At 66.3% G+C, this 19863-nt stretch carries 15 protein-coding genes; all 15 read left to right on the top strand.

From position 1 onward, the window contains the following. Positions 1-779: 779 nt before the first annotated feature. The 15 genes from L1Z78_RS04570 (at position 780) to L1Z78_RS04500 (ending at position 19834) form a co-directional block, all read left to right on the top strand. On the top strand, positions 780-2867 hold the full coding sequence (locus L1Z78_RS04570) for a type VI secretion system Vgr family protein (protein ID WP_326491966.1): 2088 nt from the start codon (positions 780-782) through the stop codon (positions 2865-2867). 59 nt (positions 2868-2926) lie between these two features. Next, the gene (locus L1Z78_RS04565; protein ID WP_234640372.1) at positions 2927-7540 is read left to right on the top strand and encodes an RHS repeat-associated core domain-containing protein; all 4614 of its coding nucleotides are present in this window, start codon (positions 2927-2929) and stop codon (positions 7538-7540) included. A gap of 12 nt (positions 7541-7552) precedes the next feature. After that, positions 7553-7975, top strand: a complete 423-nt coding sequence (locus tag L1Z78_RS04560) for a hypothetical protein (RefSeq protein WP_234640371.1) — start codon at positions 7553-7555, stop codon at positions 7973-7975. 139 nt (positions 7976-8114) lie between these two features. Next, positions 8115-8489 carry an RHS repeat-associated core domain-containing protein gene (locus L1Z78_RS04555; protein ID WP_234640370.1) on the top strand — a complete coding sequence of 125 codons (375 nt, stop codon included), beginning with the start codon at positions 8115-8117 and terminating at the stop codon, positions 8487-8489. Further along, positions 8486-8833, top strand: coding sequence for a hypothetical protein (locus tag L1Z78_RS04550; RefSeq protein WP_234640369.1), 348 nt, complete (start codon positions 8486-8488; stop codon positions 8831-8833). The genes L1Z78_RS04555 and L1Z78_RS04550 overlap by 4 nt, the downstream gene beginning before the upstream one ends. A gap of 1 nt (position 8834) precedes the next feature. Next, entirely contained in the window at positions 8835-9428 is a 594-nt protein-coding gene (locus tag L1Z78_RS04545; protein ID WP_234640368.1) for a hypothetical protein, read from the top strand. Positions 9429-9784: 356 nt separating this feature from the next. Continuing rightward, positions 9785-11575 (top strand): bifunctional 3-(3-hydroxy-phenyl)propionate/3-hydroxycinnamic acid hydroxylase, encoded by a 1791-nt coding sequence (locus L1Z78_RS04540; protein ID WP_234640367.1) that lies wholly within the window; start codon positions 9785-9787, stop codon positions 11573-11575. A 3-nt stretch (positions 11576-11578) separates the two neighbouring features. Then, the gene (locus L1Z78_RS04535) at positions 11579-12553 is read left to right on the top strand and encodes a 3-carboxyethylcatechol 2,3-dioxygenase (RefSeq protein WP_234640366.1); all 975 of its coding nucleotides are present in this window, start codon (positions 11579-11581) and stop codon (positions 12551-12553) included. 21 nt (positions 12554-12574) lie between these two features. After that, on the top strand, positions 12575-13369 hold the full coding sequence (mhpD, locus tag L1Z78_RS04530; RefSeq protein ID WP_234640365.1) for a 2-keto-4-pentenoate hydratase: 795 nt from the start codon (positions 12575-12577) through the stop codon (positions 13367-13369). 48 nt (positions 13370-13417) lie between these two features. After that, a complete protein-coding gene (locus L1Z78_RS04525; RefSeq protein WP_234640364.1) occupies positions 13418-14392 on the top strand; it encodes a Bug family tripartite tricarboxylate transporter substrate binding protein in 975 nt (324 codons plus the stop codon). Between the two features lie 19 nt (positions 14393-14411). Then, positions 14412-15353 carry an acetaldehyde dehydrogenase (acetylating) gene (locus tag L1Z78_RS04520; protein ID WP_234640363.1) on the top strand — a complete coding sequence of 314 codons (942 nt, stop codon included), beginning with the start codon at positions 14412-14414 and terminating at the stop codon, positions 15351-15353. A 13-nt stretch (positions 15354-15366) separates the two neighbouring features. Beyond that, positions 15367-16404 carry a 4-hydroxy-2-oxovalerate aldolase gene (gene dmpG / locus L1Z78_RS04515; protein ID WP_234640362.1) on the top strand — a complete coding sequence of 346 codons (1038 nt, stop codon included), beginning with the start codon at positions 15367-15369 and terminating at the stop codon, positions 16402-16404. A gap of 37 nt (positions 16405-16441) precedes the next feature. Beyond that, positions 16442-17308 carry an alpha/beta fold hydrolase gene (locus L1Z78_RS04510; RefSeq protein WP_234640361.1) on the top strand — a complete coding sequence of 289 codons (867 nt, stop codon included), beginning with the start codon at positions 16442-16444 and terminating at the stop codon, positions 17306-17308. A gap of 82 nt (positions 17309-17390) precedes the next feature. After that, the gene (locus L1Z78_RS04505) at positions 17391-17852 is read left to right on the top strand and encodes a MarR family winged helix-turn-helix transcriptional regulator (protein ID WP_234640360.1); all 462 of its coding nucleotides are present in this window, start codon (positions 17391-17393) and stop codon (positions 17850-17852) included. Beyond that, a complete protein-coding gene (locus L1Z78_RS04500) occupies positions 17849-19834 on the top strand; it encodes an FUSC family protein (RefSeq protein WP_234640359.1) in 1986 nt (661 codons plus the stop codon). The genes L1Z78_RS04505 and L1Z78_RS04500 overlap by 4 nt, the downstream gene beginning before the upstream one ends. The last annotated feature ends 29 nt before the right edge of the window (positions 19835-19863 follow it).

Genomic DNA, 19863 nt, shown 5'->3' with positions numbered 1-19863 from the left:
CCCCCGGTCAATGGCAAGCCAGGAGAGGATCCTGGCTCAGGGCCCCAGGCGCTGGCCTGCACCGCTCCCAGCGGATCGCCCCCCCGGCACTGCGTCTGACGCAGGCGCCACATCATGCGCGTGCGGCGTTGCCGCGCTTGCCAAGGCGCATCGCACGCGCAAGCAGCCCGCCCCTGCCTCCGGGTCATTTCCGATTTCTCACAGCAGATATAGGACCAGTCCTAAAACAAAGAAATACAAATATCTCCATTCCTAGGAAATTCACTGAAAACGAAGCAATGCTCTTGTATGGAATTCACACCCACCAGAGAGAAACATGGACGGTCCTAATCAGAATATTCTTAGAAGCAGAGGCAGAATCAGCCATCATTCCCAGGACACCCATGAACTCGGCGGGGAAATGGCCATTTGTTTTCCGTTCAGTCTTTAAGGTATACCTGAGGGCACGGGTCCAGCGTGACGCGGTCATGCTCCAGGGGCTTCACCTCCTCTGGCCATCGCCGGCCTGATCCCGGGCATCGGCTTTCAAGGCACAGGTCACGCAAGAAGAAACGACCGGTTTTTCATTTCATTCAACCATGCCATGGCGCATATCCCATTCATGCAGAGGGAGGGAGATTCATGTCCGATCGTACTTTCACAGTCCACAGCCCATTGGGCGAGAAATTGCAATTCCGGTCCCTGTCCGGAGAGGAAGGCATCTCCCGCCTCTTCGAATTCCGCATACGCCTGATCAGTGAAACCCCTCCATCTCCGCCAAGGAACTGCTGGGCAAGGACATGAGCGTGGAGATCGACCTGACCACCGAACGCCATGGCGGCGGCAAGCGATTTCTGTCGGGGCAGGTGACGCAGTTCACCTACACCGGCAAAGACGGAAAATTCAGTGCATATGAAGCCGTCGTGCGCCCCTGGCTATGGCATGCCACACGCCGCTCGGACTTCAGGATCTTCCAGTTCAAGACCGTGCCGGACATCCTCCAGGAGGTGCTGGCGCCCTACGGCTTTGCCATCGACAACCGGCTGGCCGACGAGTACCGCGAATGGGTCTACCTGGTCCAGTACGGCGAGTCGGACTTCAACTTCGTCGCGCGCCTCATGGAGATGGAGGGAATTTTCTTCTTCTTCTCCCACAGCCAGGGCAGCCACACCCTGGTGCTGGCCGACGACATCGGCTCGCTGAGCCCGCTGCCCAACGGACCTGCCACCATCCCCTACTACTCGGGTGACCGCGCGGCCCACGTGAAGGATGAGGATCACATCGATGGCTGGACCTTCGCCGAGGACATCGCCTCGGGCCACTTCGAGGCCGACGACTACGACTTCGAACGCCCCAAGGCCACGCTGACCACCCGCCAGCATCAGCCTGCCGGCCACAGGGAAGACAGCCGCGAGATCTACGACTGGCCCGGCGGCTACACCCAGCAGGGCGATGGCGAGCACTACGCCCGCGTGCGCATCGAGCAGCAAAAGGCACGGCGCGAGATGGTGCAGGGCGAGGGCAACGCGCGCAACATCGCGCCGGGCTACCTGTTCACGCTCAGCAAGTACCCGCGCCAGGACCAGAACAAGCCCTACCTGATCGAGTCGGCCACCTACCGCTTCGAGGAGAACGTGCGCCGCAGCGACGGCGCGGGCGGCAGCGGCCGCTCCAGGCGCGCGGGCACGGACAGCCCAACCACCTACCGCATCAGCTTCCATGCCGTACCCAGGAGCGTGGCCTACCGCAGCCAGCGCAGCACGCCCAAGCCCCACACCACGGGCCCGCAGACGGCGGTGGTCACGGGCCCCGCGGGCGAGGAGATCTACACCGACAAGTACGGCCGCGTGAAGGTGCAGTTCCATTGGGACCGCTACGGCAAGAGGGACGAGAACTCCAGCTGCTGGATCCGCGTCAGCCAGACCTGGGCGGGAGCGGGCTACGGCAGCATGCACATCCCGCGCATAGGGCAGGAGGTCATCGTCGACTTCCTCAACGGTGACCCGGACCATCCCATCATCACGGGCCGCGTCTACAACGCCTTGCAGATACCGCCCTGGGATCTGCCGGCCAACAAGACGCAGTCGGGCATCAAGACGCATTCCAGCAAGGGCGGCGTGCCGGGCGACGGCATGAAGAACAGCCCGGGCACGGCCAACGCCCTGCGCTTCGAGGACAAGGCCGGTGCGGAGCAGCTGTGGCTGCATGCGCAGAAAGATCAGCTCACCGAGGTCGAGAACAACGAGGAAAAATGGGTCGGTAACGATAGGCGCAAGGTCATAGACCGGGACGAATTCAGCACCATCCACCGCGACAGGACGGAGGTGGTGGACCGCAACGAGAAGATCAACGTGCATGGCTGGCGCACCGAGGTGGTGGACCTGGACGAGACGCTGACCGTGCACCAGAGCCGCCAAAGGACGGTGGACCTCAATGAGCGCGTCGCCATCGGCCTCAAGCGGGCCAAAAGCATAGGCCGGATGGAGAACGTCACCATCGGCCTGCTCAAGACGCAGAGCATAGGCATGGCCTACATGCAGAACGTGGGCGCGGGCAAGATGATGAACATCGGTGCCAGCTACGTGCAGAACATAGGCATGGCCATGCAGACCAACGTGGGCATGAGCCAGAGCCTGAATGTGGGCCAGGACCACAACGTCCAGGTGGGCAGCAAGCAGAGCACCCAGGTGGGCGAGCAGTGCTCGTTGACTGTAGGAACAGGCCAAGTCTCCAACATCACCATGGATGGCCAACGCATCCAGCTCATCGCTGACCACATCCGGCTCGAAGCCCGGCAGGAACTCCTGTTCGTCAGTGGCAAAAGCACCGTCCGCGTCACGCCGGGCGATATCCAGATCCTGTCTCCCACGGACCGCCTGAACTGCTGAGCGCTGGCAGCGCCTGGTTCTCCCGCCTTTTTCCCCGTTGCTTTTCAGGAGAAATTCTCATGAGTGGCCAACCCGCAGCCCGCATCACCGACCGTGTCGCCCAGGGCCGCATCATCACCGGCTCCACCACCGTGCTCATCGGCAGCCAGGGCGGCATCGCCTGCTCCGTCTGCCCCGGCGGCCTGACCATCGCCAACCCCGTCAACCCCCAGCTCGGCGCCAAGGTCCTGCTCGGCCCCGAAGACCTGGACTTCGCCCTGCCATCGGCCGCCCTGCCCCTCGTCTGGCAGCGCCAGTACAGCAGCTACGTCAACCCCCAGCACGGCGCCGCCTGCGGACTGCTGGGCCATGGCTGGCACCTGCCCCAGGAACTGGCCATCGAGCTGCTGGGCGACTCCACCTTGCTGCATGACGCCAGCGGGCGCGTCATCACCTTCGCGCAGGCCCTGGTGCCGGGCGGCCAGCTGCACAGCGCCAGTGAAGACCTGTGGCTGCTGCGCGGCGGCAACGACCGGGGCGACCACGACACCGCCGCCTGGGCCGCGCACCCGCGCTGGGCCCCCTTCGCGCAGCAGGACCCGGCGCTGGCGCGCAGCCCCCGCACCCTCCTGGCGGCCAGCGGCCCGGGCGGTGGCCAGGGCGACATCCTGTGGTGCTTCGCGCCCGGCACGGGCCAGGCGCAAGAGGGCGCCGGCGCCTGGCAGCTCGTGGCCCGCATCGACCGCTTCGGCCGCCGCCAGAGCTACCACTACAGCGACGGCACCCAGCGCGGCCCGGGCGCCCCCCAGTCCGTGGCCGACCCCCTGCCCGCAGGCCGCCTGCCCGCAGGCCGCCTCATCGCCCTGACCGACGGCGCAGGCCGGCGCTACCGCCTGCTGCACCAGCGCATCCACGGCGGCCGGCCCGCCCAGGGCCTGTGGGGCGCCGACGACGGCTGGCGCCTCATCGGCGTCGACCTGGAGCACGACCGGCTGGCCCCATCGCCCCTGTCCGGGCACCAGCCCGCCCCCATCCCCCTCGTGCGCTACGGCTACGGCAGCGCAGGCGAGCTCATCACCGTGCACGACCGCGCGGGCCAGCGCGTGCGCGCATTCGAATGGGAACACCACCGCATCCGTGCCCACCGCCACCGCAGCGGCCCCTGGCACCGCTACCGCTACGACAGCGCCCAGCCCGGCGCCCGCGTCATCGCGCACAGCAGCGAAGACGGCCTGTCCTACCGCTTCGAGTACCTGGCCCAGCCCCCGGGCCCGCACGGCCAGCCACGCACGGCCACCCGCGTCAGCGACAGCCTCGATCGCACCGAGACCTACCACTTCGAAGGCGAGGCGGGCCTGTCGCGCCTCATCGCCCACCACAAGGCCGACGCCAGCCGCTGGCTGTACAGCCACGACAGCTTCGGGCGCCTGGCCTCGCACACCGACCCGCTGGGGCGCTGCACCCACCTGCGGCGCGACGGCCAGGGCCGGCTGCTGGGCCTGCAACGGCCCGACGGCCGCAGCACCAGCCTGCGCTACGACGACACCACGGGCCAGCTGATCGAGGCCAGCGACGCGGCCGGCGCCACCACCGCCTACCGCTACGACGCCTGGGGACGCCTGGCCGCCATCACCGGCCCCGACGGCGGCACCCAGACCTACCACTACCCCGACCCGCAGGACACGGGCCTGGCCTGCGACAGCCCCATCCGCATCGAAGACGCCCAAGGCGGCAGCCAGCACCTGGCCTGGAGCGACACAGGCCAGCTGCTCTCGCACACCGACTGCTCGGGCCAGGACACGCGCTACCGCTACGACCGCTGGGGCGTCCTCAGCGAAGTCATCAACGCCCTGGGCCAATGCCAGCGCCACCACCGCGACGCGCAAGGCCGCATCGTGGCCAGCGAATGGAACGACGGACAGATCGAGCGCTACCACTACGACGAAGCCGGCCACCTCATGCGCATCGAACCGGCCCCGCCCGGGCAAGGCCCCAGCGCCGACACCAGCATCCACCTGCGCCACGACCTCTGGGGCCGGCTCACCGAGCGGCGCCACGGCGGCCTCACCCTGGCCTTCGAATACGACGCCGCCGGACGCCTCACGCGCCTCGTCAACGAAAACAACGCCCAAAGCCGCTTCGCCTGGGACGCGCTGGACCGGCTCGTACAGGAAGAAGGGTTCGACCTGAGGCTGCAGCGCTACCACTGGGACGCGGCAGGCCAGCTCATCGAAGCCACGGACGGCAACGCCGCCCGGCAAACCAGCAGCCACTACCGCTGGGACGCCAACGGACAACTGACCGAGCGCCGGCTGGCGGCCAGCGCCCACGCCAGCGCGCAAACCCACGGCTACACCTGGGACGCGGCGGGGCGGCTGAGCGAAGCCCGCGTCTGGGTGCACACCGACCCCGACACCGCCGGGGGCGGCCCCCTGCTGCAAAGCCGCATCCAACTGCAACGCGACCGCCTGGGCCGCATCACGGGCGAAGTGCAACAGCTGTACCGGCCCCAGCCCCCGGCCTCTGCCCTGCAAGACCCCCCGCTCGAATACGAACACCGCATCCGCCACGGCCTGGACCGCCTGGGCCAGCGCCGGCACAGCACCCTGCAAGGCCTGGGCCGCCTGGACTGGCTGACCTACGGCGCAGGCCATGTCCACGGCCTGCTGCACGACGGCCAGCCCCTGATCGACATCGAGCGCGACGCGCTGCACCGGGAAACCCTGCGCAGCCTGCACCTGCGCAAGCTGCACGACAACCAGCCAGCAGCGCCGCTGCAAACCCGGCGCGAATGGGACCGCCTGGGCCGCCTGGCCGCCATCGCCACCCAGGGCCTGCAAGACCGGGACAGCGCAGCCGCCGGACTGCGCCCCCTGCTCGGCCAGATCACGGGCCGGCGCTACCACTACGACGCGCTGGGCCAGCTGGCCGCCATCGAACAGATCACCGCACCGGGCCAGGCCCTGCAACAGCTGCGCTACGGCTACGACAGCGCCGGGCGCCTGAGGGCGGCGGCCGACAGCCTCCAGCCCCAGGCCCGCACCCGCTGGCCCATGGACCCCGCAGGCAACCGCCTGCCCGGCGACGACATGGCCGGCGCAGGGCAGGCGCCAGACCACTGGGCCGCCCAGGTCCACGCCCACTGGAGGCAAGCGGACTTCAACCTGCTGGGCCTGGGCCACATGGTCCCCCCGCAGCACGGCCCCGTGCAGCGCTGGCCCGACAACCGCATAGGCTTCACGCAGGAACGCGCCTGGCGCTACGACGCCTGCGGCAACCGCATCACCCAGCTGCAATCAGACCAAGGACGCCAGGACCTGCACTACGACGGCGCCCACCAGCTCATCACCGTACAGCTCAGCCGGGGCAGCGCAGGCGGCGAGCCCGGGCAAGCCCTGCACCACTGCCACTACCTCTACGACGCGCTGGGCCGACGGCTGCGACAGCAAAACCACCAGCCCGGCCACCCCAGCCGCACCTGCTACTACGGCTGGGACGGCGACCGGCTCGTGCACACCGAACGCGTGCAGGAAGGCCAGGACACCCGCCAGCTGGAACACACCGTCTACGAGCCCGGCGGCTTCACGCCGCTGCTGCGCCTGAGCACCAGCCGCCAGGGCGACCCGCTGGACACCCCGCACCTGCTGGTGCGCGCCATAGGCGCCAGCCTGCCGGACACGGGAGACGGCAACCACGAACAGGCCCAGGCGCTGGCCGCCATGCAAAGCATGCTGCGCGCCATGCCCCGGTTCATGCAGGAAGACCTGGAGCGCCACACGCGCCAGGCGCTGGAGCAGGGCCTGCCGCCGCAGGCACTGGCCATCCTGGGAGATCAGGCCGAGAGCGCCCGGCAGATCCACCAGACCATGCAGGAGAACCTGCAAGCCAAGGAGCGGCGCGAGCAGGCGCCCATCGCCATCCACCACTACCACTGCGATCACCTGGGCACGCCGCTGGCGTTGACGGACCAGGCAGGGCACGTCGTGTGGGCGGCGCGCCTGGACCCCTGGGGCCAGGTGCAGGAGGAATACAACCCGCAAGGCATTCACCAGGAGATCCGCCTGCCGGGCCAGCACCATGACCGAGAGACGGGGCTGTACTACAACCGGCACCGGTACTACGACCCGGAGATTGGGGCTTATATCAATCAGGATCCGATTGGGTTGAGGGGAGGAAGCAATAGTTATCTATACCCCTCATCGCCACTGAGCAAAATAGATCCAATGGGATTATGGTCAACTGGCGCGCACAATAAAATTCTGGATGCATATGGGACTAGGTTGGGGTTGAGCCAGAATTCCATTGAAACAATGAAACAAGGGTCGCGAGACGCCGACAGATCCCGATTTCAAGGCGATAGATATGGATATATGCACGCCATGAGTTCGAAGTCTCTTTCAAAGAAGGACTCCTGCTTGAAGGCAAACGATTTTCTAGATATTTTTGTAAGCGGAAATAATGGGGGAGATCCAGTATCGGATTTCATGCTTGGATTCGGGATGCATGTGGTAATGGACTCAATGTCACCGGCTCATTCCGGTTTCAAAATCTGGAGAAAACGGGATTTTTATAAACATGGACCATTTCCTACATCAATTGAAAATACCCCAAGTCCAGCGCAAATTGAATCCATAGTAGATAATATGGTTGATTTTAATAATGGATCTAGATTCGACTGCTCATGCTTTGAATAGGTGTTGATATTAATGCTGAAGCAAATATTCTTAAATATTGAGCATATGATCAAGTCAAGAACAACGATAATCTTGCTGCTTGCAATTAATCACAACCATGCAGCAGGCGGATTAAAAACCGAATGGATGGAGTTGAATCGCGCAGATGGATGTGTTTCGCTAAATGAAATATATATGGAGCATTCATATCTGAAAGGATACGAAAAACCAGCGGATATTTACAAAAAAATAAAGGAGGTACACAAGGATGCCATAATGAGGCCATTTATTGATTATATCTTAGAGGAACGTTCAGAGGGCGAAAGGATAAGTGAGAATGAAAAGCGATTTTTTAGAAGCTTTTCAAAGAAGAATGCTGTTGTTATTGCAAGCAAGGAGAATGGATTGCAAATTATTCTTGCAACCAGAGAGCTTTGTAAAAAAATAACCAAATAGAAATTTTATTAATTTAAATAATCAGAAAATGCTTCTGCAAAATACCCCAGAAGAAAAAATTTTCTCACTAGCTTGCCAACTATGTAGTTCAATGAGCTAGAGATTTTTTAAAATACCCTATCATTGCAATCGTATTGGCGTGTGCCAACAGCAAGGGCACGTGGTGTGGGCGGCGCGCCTGAACCCCTGGGGCCAGGTGCAGGAGGAATACAACCCGCAGGGCATTCACCAGGAGATCCGCCTGCCGGGCCAGCACCATGACCGGGAGACGGGGCTGTACTACAACCGGCACCGGTACTACGACCCGGAGATCGGGGCTTATATCAATCAGGATCCGATTGGGTTGATGGGGGGACGAACTCCTACCTGTGTTCAGACGACCCGAAATCTTGGGTTGACCTTCTCGGATTGCAAAAAATATCCTCATCCAAAATACAGTCAGGCTTGCAGCAGCCGGCGCTATTTGATCGAAAGATTCCTCAAAACGAGCTGGATCTACAGACTGCGGAAATGATTAAATTGCCAAATTATGATCCAGGCAGCTTGGTTGCGGGCAAGAAGCCTTGGCAAAGTGCAGCGGAAAACTTCAGTCCGTATGACTACACGCAGTATTGCAGAAAATGGAGCAAGGCAAATCTCACATGTACTGCAAGTGACCGTGAGCCTGGACGTGACGTAAAAACGCCAAGCGACTATATTCCGAAAGAAATATGGAAAACGAAAAGCATTCCGGAAGGATACAGTTGTGATTCTCCATATTATTTTCTAGATATGGAGCAAAGAGGATCGGCTCCGACAGCAGGCATAGATGATTTGGCGGATGCAGTATCAAGAATAATAAATCAAAGAAGAAAGTGATATGAGAATTTCAATTTTAATTTCTCTTGCAATATTTTTATCATTTGAGGCGAATGGTGAAGAGGTGAGAAATGATGTCTGTGAGGCTTATGCTTTGAGGGATAGCGTTGCTGCTGTGTTTCCGATAAACGGCAAAAGAAATATTTGGAAGTGGTATATCTCAAAAAAAATAACAGATCACGCTGAATATGCCTGGATTGCTGAGCCTGGGAAGATTTTTAATCAAGGAAGCAGGGAGTTCATTGGAAATGGGGTGGCTTTCTCTATTTCATTGAGAAATTCTGAATCCATTAAAAGAACAGAGAAGAGTGGAAGCCTTCAGGAAATTATTAATCTCTCGAAGAAAAATGCTTATTTAACAAAAATATCCATCCAGGACAAAGATGAGTTAGATAACATCTTTTTAATGCATTCCAGCATAATCCAAGGCAAACTAACTGATGAAAATTCACTCTTGATTGCCACAATGGACAGAATGACAACTTCTCTTGTAAAAAAAGGCCATCCAACTCATATGAAGATGACCGCATTTATGCCATATCCAGAGGAGTCATATGAATGTATTGTCGAGATTCACTACGAGGATGGAGGTTGATGCTTGCTCATTTACAGAGGAGACTTTCTGTCCTCGGCACAGCGCCTTGCTAGATTGGGCAGATCCGCCTCCAGGAGCACCTGCTGCAATAGCAGATACAGGAGCACACCCGACAACACACCCCCAGGGGTCGAAGTGCACCACTACCTGCATATCCAGGCCCAGACCATGTGCCAGGGCATTTTTCATGCTGCCCCCTCACGACATGCCCCGAATCAAGGGTAAACCCATGACTTGATGTGCACCTGGTGCACGCAGTTCGCAGCCATGCCGGTGCTGCCCACAATCCGCCTCCATAGCCGGCCCGCAGGCAAAGCCACGGGCCACCGCAACGGATCACGGAGACAAGGCAGAGCATGGATACGGCAGCAGACACCCCGGCGCAGACGCAGCCCTACGACGTCGCCATCATCGGCGCAGGCCCCGTGGGCCTGACCCTGGCCAACCTGTTGGGGCTGGCCGGCGTGCGCACCCTGGTGGTCGAAAAGCTGGACCGCCTCATCGACTATCCGCGCGCCATCGGCATCGATGACGAATCGCTGCGCACCTTGCAGGCCGCGGGCCTTTCCGGCGAGGTCGAGGGCCACATCACGCCCGACCACTGGATGCGCTTTTTCACGGCCAGCGGCCAGTGCTTTGCCTCCATCGAGCCGCGCACCGACGAGTTCGGCTGGTCGCGGCGCAATGCCTTCATACAGCCCCAGGTGGATGCCATCCTGCACCAGGGACTGGCGCGCTTCGCCCATGTGCGGTTGCTGTTCGGGCAGGAGCTCGCCCATTTCAGCCAGGACGCCCATGGCGTGGACCTGCAACTGCTGGCCGCCGACGGCACGCGCCAGGCGCTGCGCGCGCGCTTCCTGGTCGCCTGCGACGGCGGCAACAGCGCCGTGCGGCGCGCGCTGGGCATCGCCTTCGAGGGCCGCACCAAGCCCAACCAGTGGATCGTGGTCGATGTGCGCAACGATCCGCTGGGCACGCCCCACATCGGCATGCACTGCGACCCCGATCGCCCCTATGTGTCGGCCGCGCTGCCCCATGGCATCCGCCGCTTTGAATTCATGGTCATGCCCGGCGAAACGGAGCAGGAGCTGTCCCGGCCCGACAACCTCGCGCGCCTGATGCGCAAGGTCGTGGCCGACCCGGAGCGCCTGGACTACATCCGCAAGCGCGTCTACACGCACAACGCGCGGCTGGCCGCGAAGTTCCGCGAAGGGCGCGTGCTGCTGGCCGGCGATGCGGCCCACATCATGCCGGTCTGGCAGGGCCAGGGCTACAACAGCGGGCTGCGCGATGCCAGCAACCTGGCCTGGAAGCTGGCCATGGTGGCCAGAGGGCAGGCGGGCGAAGCCCTGCTGGACAGCTACGGCCAGGAGCGCCGCGACCATGCGCGCAGCATGATCCACCTGTCCGAGGTGGCCGGGGACATCTTCGCGCCCGAAAGCCGCACGGCCGCACGGCTGCGCGATACGGTGATGCTGGCCCTCAATGCCGTGCCCCCGGTCAAGCAGTACTTCGCCGAGATGCGCTTCAAGCCCATGCCGCGCTATGAGCAGGGCGTGGTGCTGCACGGCCAGGACCCGCAGGCCCCGCCCGCGCCACTGCTGGGCGGGCTGCTGCAACGCTCGGGCGACACGCCGCTGGGCCGCTTGCTCGGCCTCATGGCCGAGAAGAAGGAATCGCCGCTGGGCCGTCTCGTCCATGGCCTGCAGACACCACCGCCCAGCGCCGTCGGCCGCATGTTCATCCAGCCGCGCGTGCTCGACGGCGCAGGCCGCATCCTGCGGCTGGACGACGTCATCGGCCCGCACTTCGCCCTCATCGCCTGGACCACGGATCCCGTGCAGGGGCTGGACGCGCAGGCGCTGGCCTTCTGGCGCCGACTCAATGCGCGGATGGTCCGCGTCATGCCGCCCGGGCAGATGGCGCATTGCCCGCCCGCGCACGAGACGGTGGTCACCGTGGGCGATGTCCAGGGCCGCCTCAAGGACTGGTTCGGCGCGCAGACGCGCTCCATCGCCTTCGTGCGCCCCGACCGCTTCGTGGCCGCGATGGCATCGCCCCAGGAAACCGGCGCCGTGACCGCGCAGCTGGCGCGGCTGCTGCATGTCCCCCTGGTACCGGGCGGTGCCTGCGCGCTGCAGGACTGAGCCATGGACACCACCGCCATGGCCCGTGCGCGGCGCGCCTTCCTGGGCATGTCGCACTCCCCGCTGCTGGGCCTCAATCCCGTGCCTGCGGACGATCAGCAGGCGCTCGACGCCGCCATTGCGGCGGCGCGCGCGGCCGTCCATGCCTTCGATCCGGACCTGGTCGTGCTCATCGGCCCCGACCACTACAACGGCTTCTTCAACGCGCTGATGCCGCCGTTGTGCCTGGGCACCGCGGTGCACGCCGTGGGCGACTATCTGTCCCCGGCAGGCCCGCTGAACGTGCCCGAGGACCTGGCGCTGGCCCTGGCCACGCACCTGATGGATGCGCATGTGGACATCGCGGTCTCGCGCCGCATGGAGGTGGACCATGGCTTCGCCCAGGCGCTGCAGGTGCTGTGGGGCGACGAACTGGCGCGCACCCCGCCCGTGCTGCCGCTGTTCCTCAACGCCGTGGCCCCGCCCGCCATCGCGCGGCTGGCGCGCTGCCGCACGCTGGGCGAGGCCCTGGGCCGCTTTCTGGACGGGTTGCCGCAGCGCACGCTGCTGATCGGATCGGGCGGGCTTTCGCACGAACCGCCCGTGCCCACGCTGGACCACCCCGACCCGGCCGTGCGCGAGCGCATCACCGTCGGCGTGCCGCCCACCGAGGCAGAGAAAGCCGCCAAGACCGAGCGGGTGAAGGCCGCCGGCCTGGCACTGGCCCGTGGCGAGGCCTGGATGAAGCCGCTCAATCCCGCCTGGGACCTGGACTGGATGCAGGCCCTGGCCAGCGGCGAACTGGACCGCCTGTGCCGCCACAGCGAGGCTTGCATCGAAACGCAGGCCGGCCGTTCGGCCCATGAATCCAAGACCTGGCTGGTGGCCCGCGCCGCCCTGCCGCAGCACCCGGGCCTGCCCTGCCCCGTGAATGCCTACCGCCCCGTGCCTTCGCTGATCGCCGGCTACGGCGTGATGTTCATGCACACCGACGACTGACCCGCCCCTCCCCCTGAAGCCATGCACACCACCGAACACACCACCGACCCCATAGAGACCTGGGCCCGCCGCCTGCGCGAAGCCGAACGGCAGAACCTGCCCATCGCGCCGCTGCGCGGCGAAATCCCCGACGAAACCACGGCCTACGCCGTGCAACTGGCCAACGTGCGCCACGCCCAGGGCCAGGGCCGGCGCATCATCGGCCGCAAGATCGGCCTGACCTCGAGTGCCGTGCAGCAGCAGCTGGGCGTGGACCAGCCCGACTTCGGCACGCTGTTCGCCGACATGGTCTGCGGCGACGACGAGCCCATTGCCATGTCCCGCACGCAGCAGCCCAAGGCGGAGGCCGAAGTCGCCCTGGTGCTGTCGCGCGACCTGGACCTGCGCGACGCCACGGTGGCCGACGTCATCGGCGCCACCGCCTACGTGCTGCCCGCCATCGAAATCGTGGGCAGCCGCATCGCCGACTGGGACATCCGCTTCGTGGACACCGTGGCCGACAACGCCTCCAGCGGCCTGGTCGTGCTGGGCGCCGTGCCGGTGCGGCTCGACGGGCTGGACCTCAAGCTGTGCGAGATGCGCATGCAGCGCAATGGCGAGACGGTGTCCACCGGCTCGGGCGCCGCCTGCCTGGGCCACCCGCTCAATGCCGCCGCCTGGCTGGCGCGCAAGCTGGCCACGTTGGGCCAGCCGCTGCGCGCGGGCGACCTCGTGCTGACGGGCGCGCTGGGCCCCATGGTGGCCGTGCGGCCCGGTGACCGTTTCGAGGCGCAGATCGGCGGCGTGGGCACGGTGCGCGCGCGCTTCGGTCCCTGAATCGCCCGGCGGCCTCCCGCAACGACACCACCCCCAGGAGACAAGAAAATGCACAACCGACGTACCCTTTCCCGCCTTTTGCTGCTGTCGCTGGCCGGCAGCGCCCTGCCCGCGCTGGCCCAGGAGTTTCCCAACCGGCCCGTGGCCATGGTCGTGCCCTTTCCGGCCGGAGGCATCACCGATGCCGTGGCCCGCGCGCTGGCGCAGAAGATGGGAGAGCAGCTGGGCAAGCCCGTGGTCGTGGACAACCGGCCCGGCGGCGGCGGCCAGATCGCGGCGGCCCACGTGCGCCAGCAGCCAGCCGATGGCCACACCCTCTTCGTGGGCGCGACCGAGATGTTCGCCATCAATCCCACGCTGTTTCGCAGCTTCTCCTATGACCCGCTCCGGGATTTCACGCCCGTGGCCTCGCTGATCGCATCGCCGCTGGTGCTGGTGGTTCCAGCCAGCGGCCCGCTGCACAGCGTGGCCGAGCTGGTGCAGCAGGCCCGCTCGCGCAAGGGGGGCCTGAACTATGCCTCCCAGGGCATGGGCTCCATAGGCCATCTGCTGGGCGAGACCTTCCGGGGCAAGGCCGGCGGCCACTACAGCCATGTGGCCTACAAGGGCTCGACCCCGGCGCTGCAGGACGTGATGGGGGGCCAGGTGGACTTCATGTTCGACCCCGTCATCACCACGGCGCCCCTGATCGCCGGCAGGAAGCTGCGGCCGCTGGCCATCGCGGCGCAGCGGCGCTCTCCCCAGCTGCCCGAGGTACCCACGCTGGCCGAGCTGGGCATCCCCGGCGTGGACGCGGGCGTCTGGTTCGGCGCCGTGGCCCGCGCGGGCACGCCCGCGCCCCTGGTCGAGCGCCTCAACGACGCCATCAACAAGGCCATGAAGGACCCCGAGGTGCTGCGGCGCTTCGCCGACCAGGGCATGCAGCCCTTCGCCTCCACGCCCGCGCAGTTCGGCAGCTTCATGCAGGCCGAGATCGCGCGCTGGGCGCCGCTGATCAAGGCCAGCGGCGCCGCCATCGATTGAAACCCGCGAGAACGCAGACATGACCCGCAAACTCCAGGCTGCCATCATCGGCAGCGGCAACATCGGCACGGACCTGATGATCAAGATCCTGCGCCACGGCCGGCACATCGAGATGGCGGCCATGGTGGGCATCGACCCGGCCTCCGACGGCCTGGCCCGTGCCGCCCGCATGGGCGTGGCCACCACCCATGAAGGCGTCGAGGGACTGGCGCGCCTGCCCGGGTTCGGCGCCATCGACATCGTCTTCGACGCCACCAGCGCCGGCGCGCATGTGCGCAACGATGCCCTCCTGCGTGCCCTCAGGCCCGCCATCCGCATGGTGGACCTGACGCCGGCCGCCATCGGTCCCTATTGCATCCCCGTGGTCAACGGCCATGCGCACCCGGACGCGCCCAACCTGAACATGGTCACCTGCGGCGGCCAGGCCACCATTCCCATGGTGGCGGCCGTGGCCCGCGTGGCCACCGTCCACTATGCCGAGATCGTGGCATCGATCGCCAGCAAGAGCGCCGGCCCGGGCACGCGCGCCAACATCGACGAGTTCACCGAGACCACCTCGCGCGCCATCGAGGCCGTGGGCGGCGCGCGCAAGGGCAAGGCCATCATCGTCCTGAATCCCGCCGAGCCGCCGCTGATCATGCGCGACACGGTCTACACGCTCAGCGAGGCCGCCGACGAGGCCGCCATCGCCGACTCGGTGGCCCGCATGGCCGAGGCCGTGCAGTCCTATGTGCCCGGCTACCGCCTCAAGCAGGCCGTGCAGTTCGATCGCATCGAGCAGCCCATCCGCATTCCCGGCGTGGGCGATGCGCTCACCGGCCTCAAGACCTCGATCTTCCTGGAGGTCGAGGGCGCGGCCCACTACCTGCCCGCCTATGCGGGCAACCTGGACATCATGACCAGCGCCGCCCTGCGCACGGCGGAGCACATGGCGGCCCGCGCGCTCGGCCTGGCCGCCTGAAAGGACCTGTGCAATGAACGGCAAGAAGATCTACCTCTCGGACGTGACGCTGCGCGACGGCAGCCACGCCATCCGCCACCAGTACAGCCTGGAACAGGTGCGCCGCATCGCAGCCGCGCTCGACGAAGCCGGCGTGGACTCCATCGAGGTCGCCCACGGCGACGGCCTGCAAGGCTCCAGCTTCAACTACGGCTTCGGCGCCCATGGCGACCTGGAATGGATCGAGGCCGTGGCCGGCGTGGTGCGCCGCGCCAGGATCGCCACGCTGCTGCTGCCCGGCATCGGCACCGTGCATGACCTGAAGGCCGCCTTCGAGGCAGGCGTGCGCGTGGTGCGCGTGGCCACGCATTGCACCGAGGCCGATGTCGCGCGCCAGCACATCGAATACGCACGCCACCTGGGCATGGAAGCCGTGGGCTTTCTGATGATGAGCCACATGACCACGCCCCAGGCGCTGGCCGGCCAGGCGCGGCTCATGGAAAGCTATGGCGCCACCTGCTGCTATGTCGTGGATTCCGGCGGTGCGCTGGGCATGCAGGACGTGCGCGAGCGCTTTCGCGCCTTCAAGGACGTGCTCAGGCCCGAGACGCAGACCGGCATGCATGCCCACCACAACCTGAGCCTGGGCGTGGCCAACTCCATCGTCGCCGTCGAGGAAGGCTGCGACCGCGTGGACGCCAGCCTGGCCGGCATGGGCGCGGGCGCCGGCAACGCGCCACTGGAAGTCTTCGTCGCGGCGGCCGAACGCCTGTGCTGGCACCACGGCGCCGACCTGTACCGGCTCATGGACGCGGCCGACGACATCGTGCGGCCGCTGCAGGACCGCCCCGTGCGCGTGGACCGGGAGACCCTGGCCCTGGGCTACGCCGGTGTCTACAGCAGCTTTCTGCGCCACAGCGAGGCCGCCGCGCGCAAGTACGGCCTGCGCACCGTCGACATCCTCGTCGAGCTGGGCCGCCGCCGCATGGTCGGCGGGCAGGAGGACATGATCGTGGACGTGGCCCTGGACCTGCTGCGCCGGCACGAGACCCCCTGCCGCGCGCCCGCGTGACCCCCATCCCCGCCCCAGCAACCCTCCGGAGAGCGCCATGCACACCCCCTTCACCGAAGAGGCCACGAGCCGCTTCATCACCATCACCGACGGCGGACAGCCGCTGCGCCTGCACTACAACGACGTGGGCCAGGGCGGGCAGACCGTGGTCCTGCTGCACGGCTCCGGTCCCGGCGCCAGCGGCTGGGCCAACTTCCACCGCAACATCGAGCCGCTGGCCCGGGCCGGCTACCGCCTGCTGCTGCTCGACTGCCCGGGCTGGAGCAAGAGCGACAGCATCGTCAGCACGGGCTCGCGCTCCGACCTCAACGCACGCTGCCTGCACGCCGTGCTCGACGGGCTGGGCATCACGCAGCCCGTGCACATCGTCGGCAACTCCATGGGCGCGCACAGCGCCGTCGCCTTCGCCCTGGCCCATCCGGGGCGCGTGGCCCGGCTGGTGCTCATGGGCGGCGGCACGGGCGGTCCCAGCCAGTTCGTGCCCATGCCCACCGAAGGCATCAAGCTGATCGGCGCGCTGTACCGCGAGCCCACGGTGGAGAACCTGCGGCGCATGATGGACGTCTTCGTCCACGACGCCAGCAGCCTCACCGAGGCGCTCTACCAGCAGCGCCTGGCCAACATCCTCGCGCGCCGCGACCACCTGGAGAACTTCGTCAAGAGCCTGCAGGCCCATCCCCGGCAATTCCCCGACTACGGCCACCGCCTCGGCGAGATCCGCGCGCGCACCCTCGTGGTCTGGGGCCGGGACGACCGCTTCGTGCCGCTGGACGTGGGCCTGCGCCTGATCTGGGGCATCGCCGATGCCGAGATGCACATCTTCAACCAGTGCGGCCACTGGGCGCAGTGGGAACATGCCCAGCGGTTCAACACCTTGGTGGAGGAGTTCCTCGCACGCCCTTGAACCAAGGGAATACCCTTGATCAAATTGCAGGCTCAATTAATTTGCAATGCAAATTAATTGAGTTGCAAACATAATTCGGAGCATGTCCTTTGCCTCCGCCCCTCCCCGCGCCCGCCTGGGCTTTCTCATGGTCACCCTGGTGCGCCAATGGCGCCGCCAGGTCGAGGAACAACTGGCCGCCGACGGCCTGACCGACGCCACCTGGGCGCCGCTGATCCACCTGCGCGCCTGGGGCGATGGCGTCACGCAAAAGGAGCTGGCCGAGCGCGTGGGCCTGGACGGCTCCAGCCTGGTGCGCCTGCTCGACATCCTCGAAGGCCATGGCTGGGTGGAACGCCGCGCCGATCCCGGCGACCGGCGCAGCAAGCGCATCTTCCTGACCGATGAAGGCAACCGCGCCGTGGACCGCGTGCGCGCCACCATGCTGCAGGCCGAGCTGGCCATGCTGCAGGACCTGGACGATGCCGAGGTCCAGGCCATGCTCGCGGGCATGGCCAAGATCCAGGCGCGCATGGCCGCGCTGCGCGCCGAGGCCGCGCCATGAGCGCCCTGCAGCAAGCCTATGGCCGGCTGATCGAGCACGGCACGCACTGGGGCTTCGACCCCGTGCGCCTGCGCCAGCACCTGCGCACGGCCTTCGCCGCCTGCCTGGCCCTGCTGGCTGCCTGGCAGCTGGGGCTGGAGCATCCCCAGTGGGCGGCGATGGCGACCTGGGCCGCCTCGCAGCCGCTGCGCGGGCAACTGATCGAGAAAAGCTTTTTCCGCGTCGCGGGCACCGTGGTCGGCACGGCCGTGGGCGTGGGACTGGTGCTGCTGGCCCAGGGCAATCTGCTGTGGATGGTGCTGGGCCTGGCCGTGTGGCTGGGCCTGTGCGCGGGCGTGGGCAATCTGCAGCGCAGCTTCGTGGCCTACGGCACCATGCTGTCCGGCTATTCGGCGGCCATGGTCGCACTGCTGGACTTCGCCCATCCCGACCAGGTCTTCGCCCTGGGCTGGGACCGGCTGTGCACCGCGCTGACCGGCGTGTTCGCGGCCCTGCTCGTAGGCTGGCTGTTCACGCCCAAGGGCAGCGGCATTCCCGGCAACGCCGAAGTGCGCCGGCTGTTCGCGCAACTGCTGCGCGACCTGGCCGACAGCCTGCAGGCGCGTGGCCGGTCCTCGCTGGGCTCGCAGGAGATCGCGGCGCGCCTGCTGGCCCTGGCCGTGATCGAGGAAGGGCTGGACCCGCATGCCGCAGGCTCGCAGCGCTCGCGCGATGCCGTGCAGGCCATGCGCCGGCTCATGAACGCCCAGATCTCGGCCCTGCTGTGGCTGCGCGATGCGCCGTCGATGCAGCCTCCCGAGTCCTTTGCGCAAGGCCAGGGCCGCGAGGCCGCGCAGGCGCTGCGAGAGGCTGCCGACGTGCTGGAGACCCGCCCCGACCTGCACGCGGCGGCCGCGGCCCTGGTGCGTGCGCGCGAGGCGGCAATGGCCTGGCCCGGGGCCGCCGACATGCTGGCGCCCCTGGGGTTCGCGCTGCAGGCCCATCTGGCCGCCACGCACGATGTGGCCCTGCCGCCAGGCCACCGTGCCCGCCAGTGGCCCGTGGTGCTGCACAGCGACTGGCTGGGCGCGCGCCGGGCCATGCTGCGCGCATCCTCGGCCGTCGCCATCGTGGGCCTGCTGTGGGTGGCCACGGGCTGGAGCGGCGGCGCCTACATGCTGCTGGGCATGTCCATCATGCTGACCGTGTTCTCGGGCTTCGAGAACCCTGCGGCCAGCATGCGCCACGTCACGCTGGGCCAGGCCATGGGCGTGCTCGTGGCCCTGGCCTGCCAGTGGCTGGTGTGGCCATTCGCCGCCAGCCAGGCCGGCCTGGTCTGGCTGATGCTGCCCTTCGTCTTCGTGGGTGCCCTGGTGTTCTCCCACCGGCGCACGGCCCTGTCGGGCTACGACTGCAACATGGTGCTGCTGCTCCTGCTGCAGCCCCACTATCCGCAGACGGCCAGCTTCGGCCACGCGCTGGCCCTGGGCCTGGCCGTGGTCTCGGGGCCGCTGGCGGGCTGGGCCGCCTACCGCTTCATCCTGCCCGTCACGCTGCAGGGGCGGCTGCAGGGCCTGCGCGCCATGATGGTCCACGAACTGCAGGACATGGCCGCCACCCCCGGCCACGCCCGCGACGGCCGCATCTGGCGCGCCCGCCTGTACCACCGGCTGCTGCGCCTGGTGCGCCTGTCCGAGCAGGCCGGCGGCCAGCGCGGCGCGCAAGCGGCCGAATGCGGCCTCGCGGCGCTGCACGTGGGCCGCGCCATCCAGGCGCTGCACCAGTTGTCCGGCGAGGCCGCCCTGGGCGACGGCACGGCCCGCGCCGTGCGCGCCGCGCTGGCGCGGCTGCGCCAGTTGCAGGCCGCGCCCGCCGCGTGTCCGGGTCTTTTGCGCGCCCTGGCGCAGCGCCTGGACACACTCCGTCCCGACCAGGCCCGCCAGCTGCGCCAGGCCGCGCACGAAATCGCCCGGCACCAGGATTTCTTTCGCGCCGCGCCCTAGCCGCCCAGCGCAAGCTGCAAGCCCTGGAC

The organism is Delftia tsuruhatensis, from assembly GCF_903815225.1.
Classification (GTDB): domain Bacteria; phylum Pseudomonadota; class Gammaproteobacteria; order Burkholderiales; family Burkholderiaceae_C; genus Comamonas; species Comamonas tsuruhatensis_A.
The sequence above is the reverse complement of the archived record's forward strand: the minus strand, read 5'-3'. Positions and strand labels throughout refer to the sequence as shown.

Excerpts from the sequence above, each read along its gene's own strand:
- L1Z78_RS04570 (WP_326491966.1), top strand. The coding sequence starts at position 780 with ATGAGCGTGGAGATCGACCTGACCACCGAACGCCATGGCGGCGGCAAG.
- L1Z78_RS04565 (WP_234640372.1), top strand. The coding sequence starts at position 2,927 with ATGAGTGGCCAACCCGCAGCCCGCATCACCGACCGTGTCGCCCAGGGC.
- L1Z78_RS04560 (WP_234640371.1), top strand. The coding sequence starts at position 7,553 with ATGCTGAAGCAAATATTCTTAAATATTGAGCATATGATCAAGTCAAGA.
- L1Z78_RS04550 (WP_234640369.1), top strand. The coding sequence starts at position 8,486 with ATGATTAAATTGCCAAATTATGATCCAGGCAGCTTGGTTGCGGGCAAG.
- L1Z78_RS04545 (WP_234640368.1), top strand. The coding sequence starts at position 8,835 with ATGAGAATTTCAATTTTAATTTCTCTTGCAATATTTTTATCATTTGAG.
- L1Z78_RS04540 (WP_234640367.1), top strand. The coding sequence starts at position 9,785 with ATGGATACGGCAGCAGACACCCCGGCGCAGACGCAGCCCTACGACGTC.
- L1Z78_RS04535 (WP_234640366.1), top strand. The coding sequence starts at position 11,579 with ATGGACACCACCGCCATGGCCCGTGCGCGGCGCGCCTTCCTGGGCATG.
- mhpD (WP_234640365.1), top strand. The coding sequence starts at position 12,575 with ATGCACACCACCGAACACACCACCGACCCCATAGAGACCTGGGCCCGC.
- L1Z78_RS04525 (WP_234640364.1), top strand. The coding sequence starts at position 13,418 with ATGCACAACCGACGTACCCTTTCCCGCCTTTTGCTGCTGTCGCTGGCC.
- L1Z78_RS04520 (WP_234640363.1), top strand. The coding sequence starts at position 14,412 with ATGACCCGCAAACTCCAGGCTGCCATCATCGGCAGCGGCAACATCGGC.
- dmpG (WP_234640362.1), top strand. The coding sequence starts at position 15,367 with ATGAACGGCAAGAAGATCTACCTCTCGGACGTGACGCTGCGCGACGGC.
- L1Z78_RS04510 (WP_234640361.1), top strand. The coding sequence starts at position 16,442 with ATGCACACCCCCTTCACCGAAGAGGCCACGAGCCGCTTCATCACCATC.
- L1Z78_RS04505 (WP_234640360.1), top strand. The coding sequence starts at position 17,391 with ATGTCCTTTGCCTCCGCCCCTCCCCGCGCCCGCCTGGGCTTTCTCATG.
- L1Z78_RS04500 (WP_234640359.1), top strand. The coding sequence starts at position 17,849 with ATGAGCGCCCTGCAGCAAGCCTATGGCCGGCTGATCGAGCACGGCACG.